The following is an 18402-nucleotide window of genomic DNA, read 5'->3' on the forward strand; positions in this document are numbered from 1 at the left end:
TTGGGAACGATCAAGTTTTTAGGCTGCGCAAGAAGGAGCAACCTGCTCCAGTGCCTGATCAACCAGTAACTGCCCCAGCTCACTCATCTGCTGAATGGCCAGCACAACGCCGCGCTGGGAACCTTCCAATTCAAAGGCCAGGTTGGAAGTCAGGGCGTTGAGTGAGGCAAAGGTTTCAGAAGCGTTGGCCAGCAGGGCTTCGGTGGATTGAGAGGGGGTGACGGTAAAGAGTGAAGATGAAGCCGAAGTCGGAAAGTAATGATCCATCGCACGCTCGGCGGCGGCCTGGAGTTTGCGGTGTTCGATTTCGGTGTTGTGGGGCGGATTGGGGGTAGGTTTGAACATGATGTGCAGCTCCGATATGTATTAGGGAAGCTGACACCGTCCGCTTGCACGCGAATAAGGTGGCAGCTGTGCGCAGGTGTGCAAGACCGGGCATATCGGACCCCGGCAGACCCCAAGGGATCTCCCACGCACAGCCGCCATAAGAAATACAGCAGGCATAAAAAACGCCCGTTGAATGGCTATGGGCGTTGGTGCGCCGATATGTAACCGGACTTGCACGTCCGTGTCACCGTTTTTTGCGATGACGGACGAAGACTAGGCGCGATCGCAGGGCACAACAAGTTCATGCACAGCGCGAGAGGTTGCAGGAAAAATCCGACTGTAAAGCGCACGCCGATGCGATCGTTCCCACGCTCTGCGTGGGAATGCATCCCGTGACGCTCCGCGTCACCACAGCGCGAGACTTAAGCCTTGCATCGCCAGCTGGACGCAGAGCGTCCGAGGCTGCATTCCCACGCGGAGCGTGGGAACGATCATCAATTGACTGACGGTTACACTCAGGCCAATCCGGCCTCGACCAACAACGCCTCCAATCCCATCAAGTCCGGCACCCTGGCCACATGCTCCCCCACCTGCACCGCCGCCAACTCCAGCGGGCACAACGGCACGTCCACATAACTCAACTGGCTATCGAGCTTGTACGAGCGCGGAATCCCCTGGATCACCAACGCAATAAACTTCAACGTCGGCCGTCCTCCGAGGGTGTTCAACACCACAATCCGCGCCCGCTCTCCCACCACGCCCGACTCGCCACACGCGGCCTCAAAGCTGATCAACGGCAACTGCCGATCCCGCCAGGTAACCTGCCGCAAATACCACGGCGGCGCATCACTGGCCGGTTCGCCGCGCTGGAAGTCGATCAGCTCGGCCACGGCGACGTTGGGCAACAACAGGTGACGGTCGGCCAATGGCAGCAGCAAGCCGGTGAGTTGAGTTGCGCGGTGATCAAGCACGGGACTTGCTCCAGTAAGCGATGCTTTCCAGCAGCACCGACTCTTGATAAGGCTTGCCGAGGTAGTCGTTGACGCCAATCGCCATCGCACGATCACGGTGTTTTTGCCCGGTGCGGGAGGTGATCATGATGATGGGCATGCGCATCAGCCGCGGGTCGTCGCGCACCTGGATGGCCACTTCGAAGCCGTCCATGCGCGGCATTTCGATGTCGAGCAGCATCAGGTCCGGGGTGTGCTCTTCCAGCACGGCCATGGCGTCGATGCCGTCCTTGGCGGTGAGCACGTTCATGCCGTTGCGCTCCAGCAGGCGGCTGGTGACTTTGCGCACGGTGACCGAGTCGTCCACCACCAGCACCAGCAGCGGGCGCTTTTTCAGCGGGTCGTTGAGGATCAACGGAGCGTCCGCCGCCTGGGCCGGCAACGCCGGTGGCCGGGCGCGGATATGCGCCATCAGGTCGATGATCAGCACCACGCGGCCATCGCCAAGGATGGTTGCGCCAGACACGCCCTTCACCCCGGCAAACTGCGGCCCGAGGCCCTTGACCACGATCTCCCGGGTGCCGGCCATGGCGTCCACTTGCACCGCCACGCGCCGTTCGTTGCATTGCACCAGCAGCACCGGCAGCGGCTGGTACTGGCCCAGCAGGTTCGGCCGGCCGACGGTGTGCAGCAGGTCGCCGAGGTAGAACAGTTCGTAGCGTTGGCCGGCGTATTCGTAGCGCGGCGGGTCCTGCTGATAGTGCCCTTCCAGCTCATGGGGCATGACCCGCACCAGGCCTTCGATGGTGTTCAGCGGGATCGCGTATTGATCGTCGGCACACTGCACCATCATCGCCCGGTTGACCGACACAGTGAACGGCAGGCGAATGCGAAAGTGCACGCCCTCTCCCGGCGTCGAGTCGATGACCATCGAGCCGCCCAGCTGGCGCACTTCTTCATGCACCACGTCCATGCCCACGCCACGCCCGGAAATCTGGGTGATTTTTTCGGCAGTGGAAAACCCCGGTTGCAGGATGAACTGCAACACGTCGCGGTCGCTGATTTCCAGGCTGGGGTCGAGCAAGCCACGCTTGATCGCCTTGCGCCGCACGGCTTCAAGCGGCACGCCGGCGCCGTCGTCGCGCATGTCGAAAACGATGTCGCCGCCTTCGTGGGTCAGGTCCAGGGTGATGCGGCCTTTCTCGGGTTTACCGGCCAGCAATCGTGCATCGCGGGATTCCAGGCCGTGGTCGACGGCGTTGCGCAGCATGTGTTCCAGCGGCGCGACCATGCGCTCCAGCACGTTGCGGTCCATCTCGCCTTCGGCATTGCCGACAATAAATTCCACGTCCTTGCCCAGCTCGCCCGCCACCTGCCGCACGATGCGTTTAAGCCGTGGCAGCATGCGTTCGAAGGGCACCATGCGCGTGCGCATCAGGCCTTCCTGCAACTCGGTGTTGATGCGCGCCTGTTGCTGCAGCAGGTTGTGGGCGTCCTGGTTGCGGCGGTCGAGGGTTTCCTTGAGGTCGAGCAGGTCGGAAGCCGACTCGAACAAGGCCCGGGACAGTTGTTGCAACTGGGAATGGCGGTCCATTTCCAGCGGGTCGAATTCTTCGTAGCCCAGGCGTTCGGCCTCGGCCTGCTGGCGGCTGAGGATGCGGCCCTGGGTCTCGGTGTCGAGGCGGCGCAGTTGATCGCGCATACGCTCGATGGTGGTTTCCACCTCGTTGAGGGCAACGCTCGCATCGTTGACCTGCTGCTCGATACGCCCACGGAAGATCGAAGTTTCACCCGCCAGGTTGACCAGGTCATCCAGCAAGTCGGCAGAGATCTTCACCATGTCGGCGGCCGGATCGCTGGCCGGCACCGCCTCGGTTTTGGTTGCCGTCAACGCCAGCGGTGCGTCCGTCACTTCAGCCGGACGCACCAGGCTCTTGATGCGCTCGATCAGCAGGTCCACCGAGCCCACCGGCATTCCCGCCGCCACCGCATCGATCATCTGCGCCAGGCGGTCGTGGCAGCCTTGCAGCAAGGCGAACAGCTCCGCCGAGGGCGCCAGCAAACCTGCCGACAAGCCCTCATAGAGAAACTCCAGCTCATGGGCCAGGTCGCCAATCGGGCCGATCTCGACCATGCGAGCGCCGCCCTTGAGGGTGTGCAGGTCGCGCAGCAGTGTCTCGACTTCCTGGCGATTTTTCGGCTCGGCCTGCCAGCGCAACAGCGCGGCGCCGGAGCTGTCGAGGATGTCGGCGGCCTCTTCGAGAAAGATATCCAGCAGCTCGGGATCACTGCCCGGCGTCTCGACTTCGGCGGCCGCTGCGGGCGCCGCTTGTCCGGTGCCTTGGCGCAACTCACGCAAGTGGCTGATCAGGTCGGAGGAGTCGCTCAACGGTTGCTGGTGTTGCAGTTGCTCAAGCAACAGCGCCAGCCGCTCATGACTGGCCATCAACACATTGGCCAGCTCGCTGGAATAGCTGTAGCGCCGGTCCACCAAACCTTCGTAAAGGTTTTCCAGCTCAAGGGCCAGGTCGCCCACTGCGCCGATTTCAGCCATGCGCGCGCCACCCTTGAGGGTGTGCAAATCCCGCTGCAACGATGACAGCGGCGCTGCGTTATCCGGGTCCAGCAGCCAGCGTTTCAAGGACTGGCCGGCGCTGTCGAGGATGTCCACCGCTTCCTCAAGGAAGATCTCGACGATCTCGTCATCCACCGCAAAACCCTGATCGAGCTTCGCCGTAGCGGCGCCCAGCTCGGAGATGCTCAGCGCGCGGCTGCCATCGGTCTTGATCAAGCCGGTGGCGGACGGGTCGAGGCCTTCATCCAGCAGCTCGCGCAGGGCGCGTACCCGGGCCGGCGCCGCGCTGATTTCCTGGCCGGCGGCCAGTTGGTCGAGCATGTTGATCAGGGCTTCGTGGGCCTGTTCGGCCTCGTGGAAGAAGCGCTCGCTGACCGCCAGGCTGCTTTCTTCCACTGCGCCGTAGAGGTCGAGCAAGGCTTCGCACAATTCGTCCATCGGGTGCAGGTCGGCGAGGTGCGCGCCTTCGCCGAGGGTGGTCAGTTCGTCCAGCAGCGCGCTCAGTTCCTGGCGTTCGCCGGGGTGCTGTTGCCAGCGGCGCAGCAGGCTTTCGGCGTCCAGCAGGATGTCCATGCCCTGGGCCAGGAAGTTGGCGATCAACTGCGGGTCGCGCTTGATCCGCAGGCCGGTGTTGGGCGCATTCAGCAAGGCTTCAAGCTGGCTGTTCAGCAGGTTTTGCGTGCGCTCGATCAGCCCTGCTGCACCATTGATGGCCGCGTGAGGGTCACTGTCCAGCTGGCGCACGCCGCGCTGGAACAACGCTTCGGCCTCCAGCAGCAATTCGATTTCATCCAGGTCCAGCGGCAGGCGGTGGGCCTTGTATTCGCGGGTCAGGTGATCCAGCGGGCGCGCCAGTTCGGCGATGGGCAACACACCGGCCATATAGGCGCTGCCTTTGAGGGTGTGCAGTGCGCGTTGCAGGTCATCACTGACTTGCAGCGGCAGGTGCTCGGTGGCCTGTTGCAGGAAGCGGTTGAGGCTGTCGAGGTGGCTCTGGGCTTCGTTGCGGAAGATTTCCAGCAACTGCGGGTCCAGGGCGGCCGGGTCTGTGGCCGACGGTTCGACACGGCTGGCCAGGGCGTGCGCCCGCGCCGCCAGTTCGTCTACGTCATCGCGCTGGCGCTGGGCATCGTCGGCAAAATCGGTGATCAGTTCCGGCAGCAATTCCAACACGTCATCCAGCACTGCTTGCACATCCGGGCCCGGCGCGACGCTGCGCTCCAGCACGCGGTTGAGCAGGTTTTCCACGGCCCAGGCCAGCTCTGCCAACACCAGGGCGCGCACCATGCGGCCACTGCCTTTCAAGGTGTGGAAGGCGCGGCGCATTTCGCTCAGGGTGGCCTTGTCTTCCAGGCTGGCGGTGCCGGCAGGCACATAGCGATGCAGCACGTCGAGAACTTCGGCGGTTTCTTCGAGGAATACTTCCCGCAGTTCATCATCGATGGCCTCTTCACCGGCGGGCGGCGGCAGCAGGCTGCCGGGACGCTGGAGTGCCGGCGGGTTGAGGCGCGAGGTGGGGCTGGCCAACGCATCGGCGAGGAACGGGGTTTGCTCCGTGGGCGTGTCACCCTGCTCAAGCAGTGCCTGGCGCCAGGGTTTTTCGGCCGGCAAATAGCCCAGCGCGGCCAGGCCTTCAGCGGCGACTTCCAGCACCCGTTCGCCCGGGGCGTCGTGGTCCTGAAGCATGCGTTCCAGGTAGTACTCGAGGCTGGTGAGCACATCGGCAAAATGCTCAAGCTGCGCCTCGGAAGGCGCGGCATCGCCGACCATCAGTTGCTCGTTGACGTAGTCATTGCAGCCACGCATCAGGCTCGCCGCACGGGGCAGCGGAATCATCGCCAGCGCGCCGCGCACCTGGGTCAGCAACTCGGGCAGCGACTCCAGGCGCTGGCGGTCCCAATGGGCCTCGATGCAGTCGATCACCAGCTCTTTGGCCTGGGTCAGGCACTGGCAGGATTCGCGGATGACGAGGTGATGGATCTGCGTCAGGTCGGTGGTAGGCAGGCGGCTTTCTTCGCGGCGCTCCGGCTCGACAGTGCCGACCATCCCGGCCAGCGTGGCCTCGACGTAGAGCAACGCACCGGCAACGTCCATCAATACCGCATCGTTGGGTTCGCGCTGCCCCTGGGCCAGGCCGAGTACCACCGCCAGTTGGTCGATGATCACTTTGCGCGGCTGGCCGAAGCCCAATACGGCGAGGGTATCGGCGATCTGCCGCAGCGGCGCCAGCAACGCCTCAAGGTCCGAGGCGTGCTGACGGTCGCTGCGTACGAACAGGTCCAGGCGTTCCTTGACCCGCACCAGCTCCTCGCACAACGCGCCGAGCACCGAGCCCATCGCGTCGCGGTCCGGGCCGGCCAGGCGGGCGCGTTCGGCGTCCACCACGGCGCTGTCGGGCAAAGCTTCATCGAGGCCATATCGTTCTTTCAAACTTTGCATCCGTGGAGTCGGTCGGGTGACTTTGGCGACGTAGAACAACAGGCTCTTGAGCAGCTCATCCGGGGCCGGGGTGTTGATCCCGTTGATGCCCTGGATCAGCAGGCGCTTGAGTTCCTTGTCGCAGGCCTTGAGCAAACTGCGCAACGCCGGGCTGTTGGCAACCACGCCAATGAGCATGCCTTCCACCAGCGCCGAGGTCACCTGCCACAACGGTAGCAGCGGCGCACCATGGCACAGGGCTTCGAGGCGGGCGAAGACCCGCGCCATGTCTTCCAGGTTGCTGGGGCCGTGGTCTTCGCGCAGCAAACCGACCAGCGCCTGTTGCAGCATCTGCCGCCACTGGCGCAGCAGCTCGGGGAAATCCTCTGGCGTGCGCTGGGCCAGGGCGTCTTCGGGCAGCGGCGGGATCACCAGCAGTTGCGGGCTGAACAGGCTGGTTTCCGAGAGCAGGCTTTCGCCGCGCACGCTGCGCAGGTCGTTGAGCAGCGGCAGCACCACCAGGGGCAGGTCGCGCCGGGCGCTGTGTACGCGGTCGAGGTACAGCGGCAGTTGGCCAAGGCCCTGTTGCAGCAGGCGAATGCCTTCGTCGCGCTGGCTGACGCGCGCGCCTTGCAGGGCGAGGGCCAGTTGTTCCATTTCTTCAGCGAACAGGGCCGCGCCGTAGAACTCGACCATCAACAGGCTGCCATGCACCTGATGGATGCATTCCAGGCACTGGCCGATGGCCTCGCTGCTGCTTTCTTCAACATAGGCGTCCAGCGCCGAGCGGGCCTGTTTCAGGGTTTCGGCAATTTCGCCCTTGACCCATTCGAGGGCCACGTAGTCGTGCCGATCAACCATAACCGCTCCCGTCTGAATTCATGAGTTGCTGGTAGTGCTGGGTCATGCGTACACCGATCTCAAAACAAAGGAGATCAACTGTGGGAGCGGGCTTGCTCGCGAATGCGGTGGGTCAGACAAAGCGTCGGCGACTGACACACCGCATTCGCGAGCAAGCCCGCTCCCACATTTGCTTTTCGGTGTTTTCGAGGGCGCATTTCACTCATCCACCCGCTTCGCCGCCGGCAAGGTGAACCCCGACACCGACCGCCGCAACTGACTGGCCATTTTTGCCAGGTTGCCGATGCTCTCGGCAGTGGCCGTAGAGCCCGACGAAGTCTGAGTGGTGATCTGCTGGATCACGTTCATCGTCAGGGAAATCTGCCCCGCCGACGACGTCTGCTGCTGCGCCGCGTTGGAGATACTCTGGATCAGCGCCGCCAGGGTTTTCGACACGCCTTCGATCTCTTCCAGCGCAACCCCGGCGTCCTGGGCCAGCCGCGCACCGCGCACCACTTCGGTGGTGGTCTGCTCCATGGAAATCACGGCTTCGTTGGTATCCGTCTGGATCGCCCGCACCAGGGTTTCGATCTGCCGCGTCGCCGCCGAAGAACGCTCGGCCAGGCGCTGTACCTCATCGGCTACTACCGCAAAACCACGCCCGGCATCACCGGCCATGCTCGCCTGGATCGCGGCGTTGAGCGCGAGGATGTTGGTCTGCTCGGCGATGTCATCGATCAGGCTGACGATGTCGCCAATTTCCTGGGACGATTCCCCCAGGCGCTTGATGCGCTTGGCGGTGTCCTGGATCTGTTCGCGGATGTTGTCCATGCCGTGGATGGTGTTGTGCACCACCTCGTTGCCCTTGTTGGCAATCTCTACCGAACGCTCGGCCACTGCCGAAGATTCGGCGGCGTTGGCCGACACCTGGTCGATGGACTGGGCCATCTGGTTGATCGCCGTGGACGCTTCGGCAATCTGCTGTGCCTGATGCTCCGACGCTTGGGCCAGGTGCATGGCGGTGGCCTGGGTGTCCTGCACCGCACCAGCCACCTGGCCGGCAGTGAGGTTGATGGTGGCCACCAGGTCGCGCAGTTGGTCCACGGAATAGTTGATGGAGTCGGCGATGGTGCCGGTGAAGTCTTCGGTGACCGAGGCGGTGACGGTCAGGTCGCCGTCGGCCAAGTCTTCAATCTCATCCAGCAGGCGCATGATCGCGTTCTGGTTGCGCTCGTTCTTCTCGGCGGTTTCCCGCAACTGGCGGTTGGTCTCGCGGACCATCACCAGGCCGATCAGGATGATCGAGGCCAGCGCCAGCAAGCCCAGCACGTAGCCGCCGATGGTGTCGAAAGTGCGCCCGTCCGCCAGGTTTTCAAAGCCGGTGGCCAGGTGCGAGGCTTCGTCCAGCAGGGTTTGCGACAGGTTGAAGATATTGCTCGCCGAGGCGCGCACCTGGAACAGCTGCGGCGAGGTCTCGAGGATTTCGTCCACGGAACCGGAGACGAATTCGAACAGCTCGGAAATCTCCGCCAACCGGGCGCGGGCGTCGTGGTCCTCAACCTGGGTGATGCGCAGCCCGGGATTGCCGTTGAGCATGCCACTGAGCACCACGCCGAAACGGCTGGCATCGCGGCCAAAGGCATCGGCGGCCTGCACGGCAGTCTCGTCCCCCGCCAGCACGGTGTTCACCGCCCCCAGGATGCGTTCGGCCAGCAATGACTGGCGCTGGGCCAACGCTACCTGGCTGGCCGGTGCGCCGCGTTGCAGCAGAATATCGACAACCTTTTCCGACTCCATCTGCAACTGCGGAACGGTTTCCGCCAGGGTCGCGGCCACTTGATGCAGCGACAGCACCGTTTGCTCGCTGGCCAGAATCGCATCGGCGTTTTTCAGCAGCGCTTCCCAGTCGGTCTGCACGGCGCGCATTTCGGCACGCACGGCGGTGGGTGCAGCGGGCAGGCCGGTGGCCGGGTCGCCTTTTTTCAGGTAACCCCAGCGCTGGGCAAAATCGTTGCGTGCATCCCCCAGCAGCTTGAACGCCGCCGCCTTGCCGGCGGCAGCCTCGGTGGCGTTCTTGGCGATGCGCTGGGACAGCACCCGCAGCTCACCGGCGTGGCCGATGTACTGTTTGTCGTAGGTAGACTGGGTGTTGAGGTACGCGAAGTTGGCGAACAGCAGCATGATGAACACGATCAGCGCGATAAACAGCACGATGATCTGCGAGCGGCTGCGGGAGGCTTCCTGGGGTTTGACCGGGGTGACGGTACTCATGCGGCGACATCCATGAAACCTGGAGCCTGGGCCAGGGCGAAGGGGCTGAAGACCTGCCACAGCTGGTCGCCGTCGAACTGGCCCTGGATAAACGGCGCGCCGCCTGCGGTGCTCGTCGACAACGCGTCTTGTGCGAAATGCTGCATGCCCACCACCTCGTCCACCAACAGGCCGACAAACACGTCCTGATACTCCACCACCAGCACCCGCCGTTGTTTGCGCGCCACCGACAGCTCAAGGCCAAGGAAACCGCCCAGGTCCATCACCGGCAGCAAGCGCCCGCGCAGGTTGGCCACGCCCTTGATCCACGGCTTAACCCCGGGCATCAAGGTACAGCGCGGTTCGTGCAGCACTTCCGCCACCTCGCCCATGGGCGCCACGTACCAGTGTTCGCCCAGGCGAAACCCGATCCCACTCCAGCTGAGCAGCCGGGTTTCCTGGGACGGCAGGTCGGCAGCCAGCAAGCGGCAGCGGCGGTCGATGTCCAGCAGCAGCTCGAAGGCGGTTTGCGACTCGGTCATGGGAACGTGCCGTCAGCCGGCCAGCACCTTGTTCAGGGTGGCGATCAGGGTTTCTTCGTCTACCGGCTTGGTCAGGTAATCCTTGGCGCCCTGGCGCTCGCCCCAGATCTTGTCGGTTTCCTGATCCTTGGTGGTGATGATGATCACCGGGATGTGGCTGGTCTCGGCATCTTTGGTCAACTGACGGGTGGCCTGGAAGCCATTGAGGCCCGGCATCACGATATCCATCAGCACCGCATCCGGCTTTTCCTGACGGGCCAGCGCAACGCCATCGCCGCCGTTCTGGGCCTTGAGGACGGTGTGACCGTGCTTTTCGAGCATTTCGGTCAGTTTGTACATTTCAGTCGGCGAATCGTCGACGATCAGAACACGTGCCATGTTTTTCCCCACTTATCTAGTAGACGCAAGCCCTCGTGGGGCCCCCGTCAGTGTGCTTGTTCTACTGCGGCGAAGCCCGGTACATAGGCCTTGATCACGCTCAGCAGTTCTTCCTTGCTGAAAGGCTTGGTCAAAAACTGATCAGAGCCGACGATGCGCCCCTTGGCCTTGTCGAACAGACCATCTTTGGAGGACAGCATGATTACCGGGATCGACTTGAACGCCGGGTTGTTCTTCACCAGCGCGCAGGTCTGATAGCCATCCAGGCGCGGCATCATGATGTCGACAAAGATAATGTGTGGATGATGGTCAACAATCTTGGCCAGGGCATCGAAACCGTCGATGGCCGTGATGACGTCGCACCCTACGTTCTTCAACAGTGTTTCGGCCGTGCGGCGAATCGTTTTCGAATCGTCGATCACCATCACTTTCAAGGCGTTGGAATGCTGTTCCATATCTGCTCTACCATCGCCACAGCGAATAGGTTTTCGGTGTGTACTGCCTGATGTTGCACAGGACGAGCGCCAAAAGCCTCGGAATTCAAGGGCTGATGTGCCATGGCAGCCTTTTTAGCACAGTCTCAGAACGCAATCTATCGGCCGACCCGCGTGGTGGTTTTTCCTTGACCCACAACAGCCGCAGCGCCACTCTGACGCCACTTTTATGCGCCCTTATTTGCTAGAGGAAATCCCCCATGAGCGTTCGCGTCGGCATTGTCATGGACCCTATCGCCAGCATTTCCTATAAAAAGGACAGCTCGCTGGCCATGCTGCTGGCCGCCCAGGCCCGCGGCTGGAGCCTGTTCTATATGGAGCAGCCGGACCTTTACCAGGGCGACGGTGAAGCGCGGGCGCGGATGCGTCCCCTGCAGGTGTTTGCCAACCCCGAGAAGTGGTTCGAGCTGCAAGACGAAATCGACAGCCCCCTGAGCGACCTCGACGTGATCCTGATGCGCAAGGATCCGCCGTTCGACATGGAGTTCGTCTACTCCACCTACCTGCTGGAGCAGGCCGAGCGCGCGGGCGTGCTGATCGTCAACAAGCCCCAGAGCCTGCGCGACTGCAATGAAAAGCTGTTCGCCACGCTGTTCCCGCAATGCACGCCGCCGACCGTGGTCAGCCGCCGCGCCGATGTGCTGCGTGAATTCGCCGCCAAGCACGGCGATGTGATCCTCAAGCCGCTGGACGGCATGGGCGGCACCTCGATCTTCCGCCACCGTGCCGGCGACCCGAACCTGTCGGTGATCCTGGAGACCCTGACTGCGCTGGGCACCCAGCAGATCATGGGCCAGGCCTACATTCCGGCGATCAAGGACGGCGACAAGCGCATCCTGATGATCGACGGCGAGCCGGTGCCTTACTGCCTGGCGCGCATTCCGGCCGCCGGCGAGACCCGCGGCAACCTGGCCGCCGGTGGCCGGGGTGAAGCCCGCCCGCTGACGGACAAGGATCGCTGGATTGCAGCCCAAGTCGGCCCGACCCTGCGCGAAAAAGGCTTGCTGTTCGTAGGCCTGGACGTAATCGGCGAGAACCTCACCGAAATCAACGTCACCAGCCCGACCTGTATTCGCGAGATCGACAACGCATTTGGCACGAACATCGGCGAAATGCTGATGGCTGCGATTGCCGCCAAGCTACAAGCCAAGTGACATAGAACAGCCGGACACAAACCAACATTGCGTTATCATGCGCCACCTGTGAAACGCGCGATGTTGGTTTTCTTGTCATGACGCTCCCGTCCGATCTGCCCCCCGAACTCTCCCACAGCGGCGTGCGCCCGGCTGATCGGCTCGGATTTACCCTGTTTCTGGCGGCGTTGATTCACCTGGCGCTGATCCTCGGCCTGGGCTTCACCTTTGCCGAACCCAAGCAGATCACAAAGACCCTGGAAATCACCCTCGCCACGTTCAAAAGCGAAAAGAAGCCCGAAAAGGCCGACTTTCTCGCCCAGGACAATCAGCAAGGCAGCGGCACCCTCGACAAGAAGGCCGTGCCCAAGACCACTGAAGTCGCGCCATTCCAGGACAACAAGGTCAATAAGGTCACGCCACCGCCGGCGCCCAAGCCGGAGGTGAAACAGGCCGCACCCAAGGCGGCGGTCACCACCGTGGCGCCCAAGCCGCAAAAAGCCCCGACCCAGCGCGAAAAGGCCAAGACCGAACCCACGCCTGCCCCGCCTGCCCCGACTTTTGACAGCTCGCAACTCTCCAGTGAGATCTCCAGCCTGGAAGCCGAACTGGCCCACGAACAACAGCTGTACGCCAAGCGCCCGCGGATCTACCGCCTCAACGCCGCCTCCACCATGCGCGACAAAGGCGCCTGGTATAAGGATGAGTGGCGCAAGAAGGTCGAGCGCATCGGCAACCTGAACTACCCGGACGAAGCCCGTCGCCAGCAAATCTACGGCAATTTGCGACTGCTGGTGTCGATCAACCGCGACGGCACCTTGTACGAGGTGCAGGTGCTGGAGTCCTCCGGCCAACCGCTGCTGGACCAGGCAGCGCAACGCATCGTGCGCCTGGCGGCGCCTTTTGCGCCGTTTACCGGAGACCTGAACGACATCGATCGCCTGGAAATCATTCGCACCTGGCGCTTTGCCAAGGGTGATCGGCTGTCGAGCAATTGATGCTGGCGGTGATTTCCTGCGCATCCTCAGCTTGTCAGTTCGCCCCTCCAACGCCACACTAGCGGACATGAAAAATGTCAGCCCGACCTACCTCAAGCACCAATTCCTGATCGCCATGCCCCATATGGCCGACCCGAACTTTGCGCAGACCTTGACCTACATCGTCGAGCACACCGCCAATGGTGCGATGGGGTTGGTGGTCAACCGCCCGCAAGACCTGAACCTGGCCGATATCCTCGAGCAACTGCGCCCGGACATCGACCCACCCGCCAGCTGCCAGCACGTACCGATCTACATCGGCGGGCCGGTGCAGACGGACCGGGGTTTTGTGCTGCACCCCACCGGGCCGAAATTCCAGGCGACCGTGGACCTTGAAGGGTTGTCCCTGTCCACGTCCCAGGACGTCCTGTTCGCGATTGCCGACGGCGTAGGGCCTGATCAAAGTGTGATCACCCTCGGCTACGCCGGCTGGGAAGCCGGGCAACTGGAGGCGGAGCTGGCGAGCAATGCCTGGCTGACCTGCCCGTTCGATGCCGACATCCTGTTCAACACCCCCAGCAAACTGCGCCTGGAAGCGGCCGCCGCCAAGCTGCGGATCAACCTCAGCCTGCTGACCAGCCAGGCGGGGCACGCCTGATGGCCTTGCGTCTGATCCTCGGTTTCGACTACGGCACCAAACAGATCGGCGTCGCCGTCGGCCAGGTGATTACCGGCCAGGCCCGCGAGCTGTGCACCCTGAAGGCCCAGAACGGCGTGCCGGACTGGAACCAGGTCGAAGCCCTGATCAAGGAGTGGAAGCCCGACGCCGTGGTGGTCGGCCTGCCGCTGAACATGGACGGCACCCCGAGCGAGATGTGCCTGCGGGCCGAAAAGTTCGCCCGCCGCCTGAACGGCCGCTACAACCTGCCCTTCTATACCCACGACGAACGCCTGACCACGTTCGAAGCCAAGGGCGAGCGCCGTGACCGTGGCGGGCAGAAAGGCAGTTACCGCGACAACCCGGTGGATGCCATCGCCGCGGCCCTGCTGTTGCAGGGCTGGCTGGATGAAAACACCGCTTTATTTGAATCCTGACTGACGCGGCTTGCCGCGTCTTCTTACGTTTGAGCCCGGACCTTGCCTGCGCGAGGCCTAGAAGGAGCACCCATGAGCCTGCCCAATCCCGCCGACCTGATCAGCCAGATGGCGATCCGCCTCAAGGCGCACCTGGAACACCGTGCCATCAGCGAGCCGCGCTTTATCGGCATCCGCACCGGTGGCGTGTGGGTGGCCCAGGCGCTGCTGGAAGAACTGGGCAGCGACTCGCCCCTGGGCACCCTGGACGTGTCTTTCTATCGTGACGACTTCAGCCAGAACGGCCTGCACCCGCAAGTGCGCCCCTCGGCCCTGCCCTTCGAGATCGAAGGCCAGCACCTGGTGCTGATCGATGACGTGCTGATGAGCGGTCGCACCATACGTGCCGCGATGAACGAACTGTTCGACTACGGCCGCCCGGCCAGCGTGACCCTGGTCTGCCTGCTGGACCTGGACGCCGGCGAATTGCCGATCAGCCCGGACGTGGTCGGCGCCACCCTGTCCCTGGAAGCCCACCAGCGGGTAAAATTGTCCGGTCCCACGCCGCTCGAACTCGAACTGCAAGACCTTGCCCTTTAAACCGCCTTGTAAAGAGTCCCCGCGATGACGCCTCTAGATGCCAAGCGCCCGCTGCAGCTCAATGCTCAGGGCCAGCTGCAACACTTCCTGTCCCTCGACGGCTTGCCCCGCGAACTGCTCACCGAAATCCTCGACACGGCCGACTCGTTTCTCGAAGTCGGCGGCCGGGCGGTGAAGAAAGTCCCGTTGCTGCGCGGCAAGACCATCTGCAACGTGTTCTTCGAGAACTCGACCCGCACCCGCACCACCTTTGAACTGGCGGCCCAACGCCTGTCGGCTGACGTGATCACGCTGAACGTGTCCACCTCGTCGGCGAGCAAGGGCGAAACCCTGCTCGACACCCTGCGCAACCTGGAAGCCATGGCCGCCGACATGTTCGTGGTGCGCCACGGCGATTCCGGTGCTGCGCACTTCATCGCCGAGCACGTGTGCCCGAATGTGGCGATCATCAACGGCGGCGACGGCCGTCACGCCCACCCGACCCAGGGCATGCTCGACATGCTGACCATCCGGCGGCACAAGGGCAGCTTTGAAAACCTCTCGGTGGCCATTGTCGGCGACATCCTGCACTCGCGGGTTGCACGCTCGAACATGCTGGCCCTGAAAACCCTGGGTTGCCCGGACATCCGCGTGATCGCCCCCAAGACCCTGCTGCCGATCGGTATCGAGCAGTACGGCGTGAAGGTCTACACCGACATGGCCGAAGGCCTGAAGGATGTGGACGTGGTGATCATGCTGCGCTTGCAGCGCGAGCGTATGGCGGGCGGCCTGCTGCCGAGCGAAGGCGAGTTCTATCGCCTGTTCGGCCTGACCACCGCACGCCTGGCCGGCGCCAAGCCGGACGCCATCGTGATGCACCCGGGGCCAATCAACCGTGGCGTGGAGATTGAGTCGGCGGTGGCCGATGGCGCGCAGTCGGTGATTCTCAACCAGGTCACGTACGGCATCGCCATCCGCATGGCGGTGTTGTCCATGGCCATGAGCGGGCAAACCGCGCAACGTCAATTCGAGCAGGAGAACGCCCAGTGAAGCTCAGCATTCTCGGCGCCCGAGTCATCGATCCGGCCAGCGGCCTGGATCAAGTCACCGATCTACACCTGGAAGCCGGCAAGATCATTGCCATCGGCGCCGCACCCGCAGGCTTCAGCGCCAGCGAAACTATCGACGCCAAAGGCCTGATCGCCGCGCCTGGCCTGGTTGACCTGAACGTCGCCCTGCGTGAGCCGGGCTACAGCCGCAAGGGCAACATCACCAGCGAAACCCGCGCCGCCGCTGCCGGTGGCGTGACCAGCCTGTGCTGCCCGCCCCACACCAAACCGGTGCTGGACACCTCGGCGGTGACCGAACTGATCCTCGACCGCGCCCGCGAAGCCGGCAACTGCAAAGTGTTCCCCATCGGCGCCCTGAGCAAAGGCCTGGACGGCGAACAACTGGCCGAGCTGATCGCCCTGCGCGACGCAGGCTGCGTGGCCTTCGGCAACGGCCTGGAGAGCTTTCGCAGCACCCGCACCCTGTGCCGTGCGCTGGAATATGCGGCGACTTTCGACCTGACCGTGATTTTCCACTCCCAGGACCGTGACCTGGCCGAAGGCGGCCTGGCCCACGAAGGCGCCACCGCGAGCTTCCTCGGCCTGCCGGGCATCCCGGAAACCGCCGAGACCGTGGCCCTGGCCCGCGACCTGCTGCTGGTGGAACAAAGCGGCGTACGCGCGCACTTCAGCCAGCTGACCAGCGCTCGCGGCGTGGCCCTGATCGCTCAGGCCCAAGCCCGCGGATTGCCGGTGACGGCGGATGTGGCGCTGTATCAGCTGATTCTGACGGATGAGGCGCTGATCGACTTCTCCAGCCTGTATCACGTGCAGCCGCCACTGCGTACCCGCGCTGACCGTGACGGTTTGCGGGCGGCGGTGAAGTCCGGGGTGGTTTCGGCGATTTCCAGCCATCACCAACCCCACGAGCGGGATGCCAAGCTGGCGCCGTTCGGCGCGACGGAGCCAGGCATCAGCAGCGTCGAGCTGTTGCTGCCGCTGGCAATGACGTTGGTGGAAGATGGTTTGCTGGACCTGCCGACCCTGCTGGCGCGTCTCAGTGCAGGCCCTGCCGAGGCGCTGCGCCTGCCGGCGGGCAAGCTGGCGGTGGGTTCGGCGGCGGACCTGGTGCTGTTTGATCCGGCCAGCTCCACGATTGCCGGGGAACACTGGCTGTCCAAGGGTGAAAACTGCCCATTCATCGGCCATAGCCTGCCGGCGACTGTGCGGTACACGCTGGTGGATGGGCGGATCAGCTACCAGGCTTAAATCCGGTCCGGAGTGGGCACAGTAAATGTGGGAGCGGGCTTGCTCGCGAAAGCGCTGGGTCAGTCAATAGAGATGTCGACTGACACATCGCATTCGCGAGCAAGCCCGCTCCCACATTTGGATCTTCACAAATCTTAACGGCCGCCGTTGCGCTCGGCATTGCGGATCGAAATCTGCGTATTCAGCGTCCAGAAGTCATACAGCACCCCGATCAGGAACAAGCCCCCGGTCAGCAGGTAAATGATCCCGCTGATCCATTTGCCCTGATACATGCGGTGCAAACCGAACACACCCAGGAACGCCAACAGAATCCAGGCCACGTTGTACTCGATCGGCCCGGCGGTAAATCGCAGGTCCGCTTCGCGGTCCATTGCCGGAATCAGGAACAAGTCGATCAACCAGCCAATCCCGAACAAACCGAAGGTGAAAAACCAGATCGTCCCGGTCACCGGCTTGCCGTAATAAAAGCGGTGAGCACCGGTAAAACCGAAAATCCAAAGCAGGTAGCCGATCACCTTGCTGTGGGTGTCTTGTTGCGAAACATCCTGTCGATAGGTGTTCATGGAGTACCTCTTTAGCCTCGATAGATAAATATTTCTGGTTTCTTTGTGACTTTTTTACGGGCGCCCGACATGCGGCAAATGGTATCTTCGCTTCCCTCAAAGCCTTATACCGCCTGACTTGTGTAGGACAATCGCGGCAATTCGTCACGGTTTTCCTGAATTTGACCCCAGGGTTCAGTCGACAAACGGCCTTAGCACGACACAAAAAGCTGTTATAAAGTTGCGCGCAAACCAAAAAGAGCCACGCCTAATGCGACCATTTTTCAAGACATGGCTAACCATTTGCCTATTAATGCCACTGGCCGCCCACGCCACCAATCGTGAGCAACGACTTCCCAACGTTAACGGTTTCACCCCTAAAGTTCACGCCACCACCAGCTCCGCCAAATCGGTAAAGCTGACCGTGAAGCGCCCGACTCAACTGAGCAAGGCCCACGGTAATGCAGCGCCAGGGCTGATGGCCGTCAACACCAAGCAAAGCAGCAACGTCCTCAGCCGTGCCGTCAACGTGCTCGGTACTCCTTATCGTTGGGGCGGCAGCAGCCCAAGTAAAGGGTTCGACTGCAGTGGTTTGGTGAAATATGCGTTTAACGACGTAAAAGCCGTGGATTTGCCGCGCACTTCCAACGCCATGGCCGCCGGCCACGGGCTGAAGGTTGAGCGCAAGGATTTGAAACCGGGTGACCTGCTGTTCTTCAAACTGAAGAGCCGCCAGGTGAACCACGTTGCCATCTACCTGGGCAACGACCGTTTCATCCACGCACCGCGTCGTGGCAAGTCCGTGAGCATCGATACGCTGAAGAAGCCGTTCTGGGACAAGAACTACGTGATTGCCAAGCGTGTCCTGCCTAAAGAACAGAACAACCTGCGGATTGTGCAGCGCTGATTGATCGTTCCCACGCTCTGCGTGGGAATGCCTCACTGGACGCTCCGCGTCCGCTCCTGTGACGCAGAGCGTCACGGGCTGCGTTCCCACGCGGAGCG

At 62.8% G+C, this 18402-nt stretch carries 16 protein-coding genes; 8 read left to right on the forward strand and 8 right to left on the reverse strand.

Annotation, left to right across the window (positions count from 1 at the left end; genetic code table 11):
* Positions 1–18 precede the first annotated feature (18 nt).
* The 7 genes from C0058_RS30490 to pilG form a co-directional block, all read right to left on the reverse strand.
* The gene (locus C0058_RS30490) at positions 19–345 is read right to left on the reverse strand and encodes a DUF6124 family protein (RefSeq protein WP_102370093.1); all 327 of its coding nucleotides are present in this window, start codon (positions 343–345) and stop codon (positions 19–21) included.
* Between the two features lie 497 nt (positions 346–842).
* On the reverse strand, positions 843–1298 hold the full coding sequence (locus C0058_RS30495) for a chemotaxis protein CheW (protein ID WP_003213725.1): 456 nt from the start codon (positions 1296–1298) through the stop codon (positions 843–845).
* On the reverse strand, positions 1291–7131 hold the full coding sequence (locus C0058_RS30500; protein WP_102370094.1) for an Hpt domain-containing protein: 5841 nt from the start codon (positions 7129–7131) through the stop codon (positions 1291–1293). Before C0058_RS30500 ends, C0058_RS30495 begins: the two co-directional genes overlap by 8 nt.
* A 198-nt stretch (positions 7132–7329) precedes the next feature.
* Complete coding sequence (locus C0058_RS30505) at positions 7330–9381, reverse strand: methyl-accepting chemotaxis protein (RefSeq protein ID WP_003213729.1); 2052 nt, start codon at positions 9379–9381, stop codon at positions 7330–7332.
* A complete protein-coding gene (locus C0058_RS30510) occupies positions 9378–9902 on the reverse strand; it encodes a chemotaxis protein CheW (RefSeq protein ID WP_003213731.1) in 525 nt (174 codons plus the stop codon). Before C0058_RS30510 ends, C0058_RS30505 begins: the two co-directional genes overlap by 4 nt.
* 12 nt (positions 9903–9914) lie before the next feature.
* On the reverse strand, positions 9915–10280 hold the full coding sequence (pilH, locus tag C0058_RS30515) for a twitching motility response regulator PilH (protein ID WP_003213734.1): 366 nt from the start codon (positions 10278–10280) through the stop codon (positions 9915–9917).
* Positions 10281–10327: 47 nt separating this feature from the next.
* Positions 10328–10735 carry a twitching motility response regulator PilG gene (gene pilG, locus C0058_RS30520; RefSeq protein WP_087693247.1) on the reverse strand — a complete coding sequence of 136 codons (408 nt, stop codon included), beginning with the start codon at positions 10733–10735 and terminating at the stop codon, positions 10328–10330.
* A 239-nt stretch (positions 10736–10974) separates the two neighbouring features.
* On the opposite strand from pilG, the gene gshB reads away from it, so the two are divergent.
* From gshB to C0058_RS30555, 7 genes are all read left to right on the forward strand, one after another.
* Entirely contained in the window at positions 10975–11928 is a 954-nt protein-coding gene (gshB, locus tag C0058_RS30525) for a glutathione synthase (protein WP_003213738.1), read from the forward strand.
* A 77-nt stretch (positions 11929–12005) separates the two neighbouring features.
* The gene (locus C0058_RS30530) at positions 12006–12905 is read left to right on the forward strand and encodes an energy transducer TonB (protein WP_003213740.1); all 900 of its coding nucleotides are present in this window, start codon (positions 12006–12008) and stop codon (positions 12903–12905) included.
* A gap of 67 nt (positions 12906–12972) precedes the next feature.
* On the forward strand, positions 12973–13542 hold the full coding sequence (locus C0058_RS30535; RefSeq protein ID WP_102370095.1) for a YqgE/AlgH family protein: 570 nt from the start codon (positions 12973–12975) through the stop codon (positions 13540–13542).
* Complete coding sequence (ruvX, locus tag C0058_RS30540; protein WP_003213744.1) at positions 13542–13979, forward strand: Holliday junction resolvase RuvX; 438 nt, start codon at positions 13542–13544, stop codon at positions 13977–13979. The genes C0058_RS30535 and ruvX overlap by 1 nt, the downstream gene beginning before the upstream one ends.
* A 72-nt stretch (positions 13980–14051) precedes the next feature.
* Positions 14052–14558: a bifunctional pyr operon transcriptional regulator/uracil phosphoribosyltransferase PyrR gene (gene pyrR / locus C0058_RS30545; protein ID WP_003213746.1), complete on the forward strand. Its 507-nt coding sequence runs from the start codon at positions 14052–14054 to the stop codon at positions 14556–14558.
* 24 nt (positions 14559–14582) lie between these two features.
* Positions 14583–15587 carry an aspartate carbamoyltransferase catalytic subunit gene (locus C0058_RS30550; RefSeq protein ID WP_003213748.1) on the forward strand — a complete coding sequence of 335 codons (1005 nt, stop codon included), beginning with the start codon at positions 14583–14585 and terminating at the stop codon, positions 15585–15587.
* Complete coding sequence (locus C0058_RS30555; RefSeq protein WP_003213750.1) at positions 15584–16855, forward strand: dihydroorotase; 1272 nt, start codon at positions 15584–15586, stop codon at positions 16853–16855. Before C0058_RS30550 ends, C0058_RS30555 begins: the two co-directional genes overlap by 4 nt.
* A 134-nt stretch (positions 16856–16989) precedes the next feature.
* Here C0058_RS30555 and C0058_RS30560 read toward each other — a convergent pair whose 3' ends face one another.
* Positions 16990–17418, reverse strand: coding sequence for a TM2 domain-containing protein (locus C0058_RS30560; protein WP_003213752.1), 429 nt, complete (start codon positions 17416–17418; stop codon positions 16990–16992).
* Between the two features lie 250 nt (positions 17419–17668).
* Between C0058_RS30560 and C0058_RS30565 the strand changes: the two genes are divergently transcribed.
* Positions 17669–18304: a C40 family peptidase gene (locus C0058_RS30565; RefSeq protein ID WP_023659314.1), complete on the forward strand. Its 636-nt coding sequence runs from the start codon at positions 17669–17671 to the stop codon at positions 18302–18304.
* The last annotated feature ends 98 nt before the right edge of the window (positions 18305–18402 follow it).

The sequence above is a fragment of the Pseudomonas sp. NC02 genome (genome assembly GCF_002874965.1).
GTDB lineage: Bacteria > Pseudomonadota > Gammaproteobacteria > Pseudomonadales > Pseudomonadaceae > Aquipseudomonas.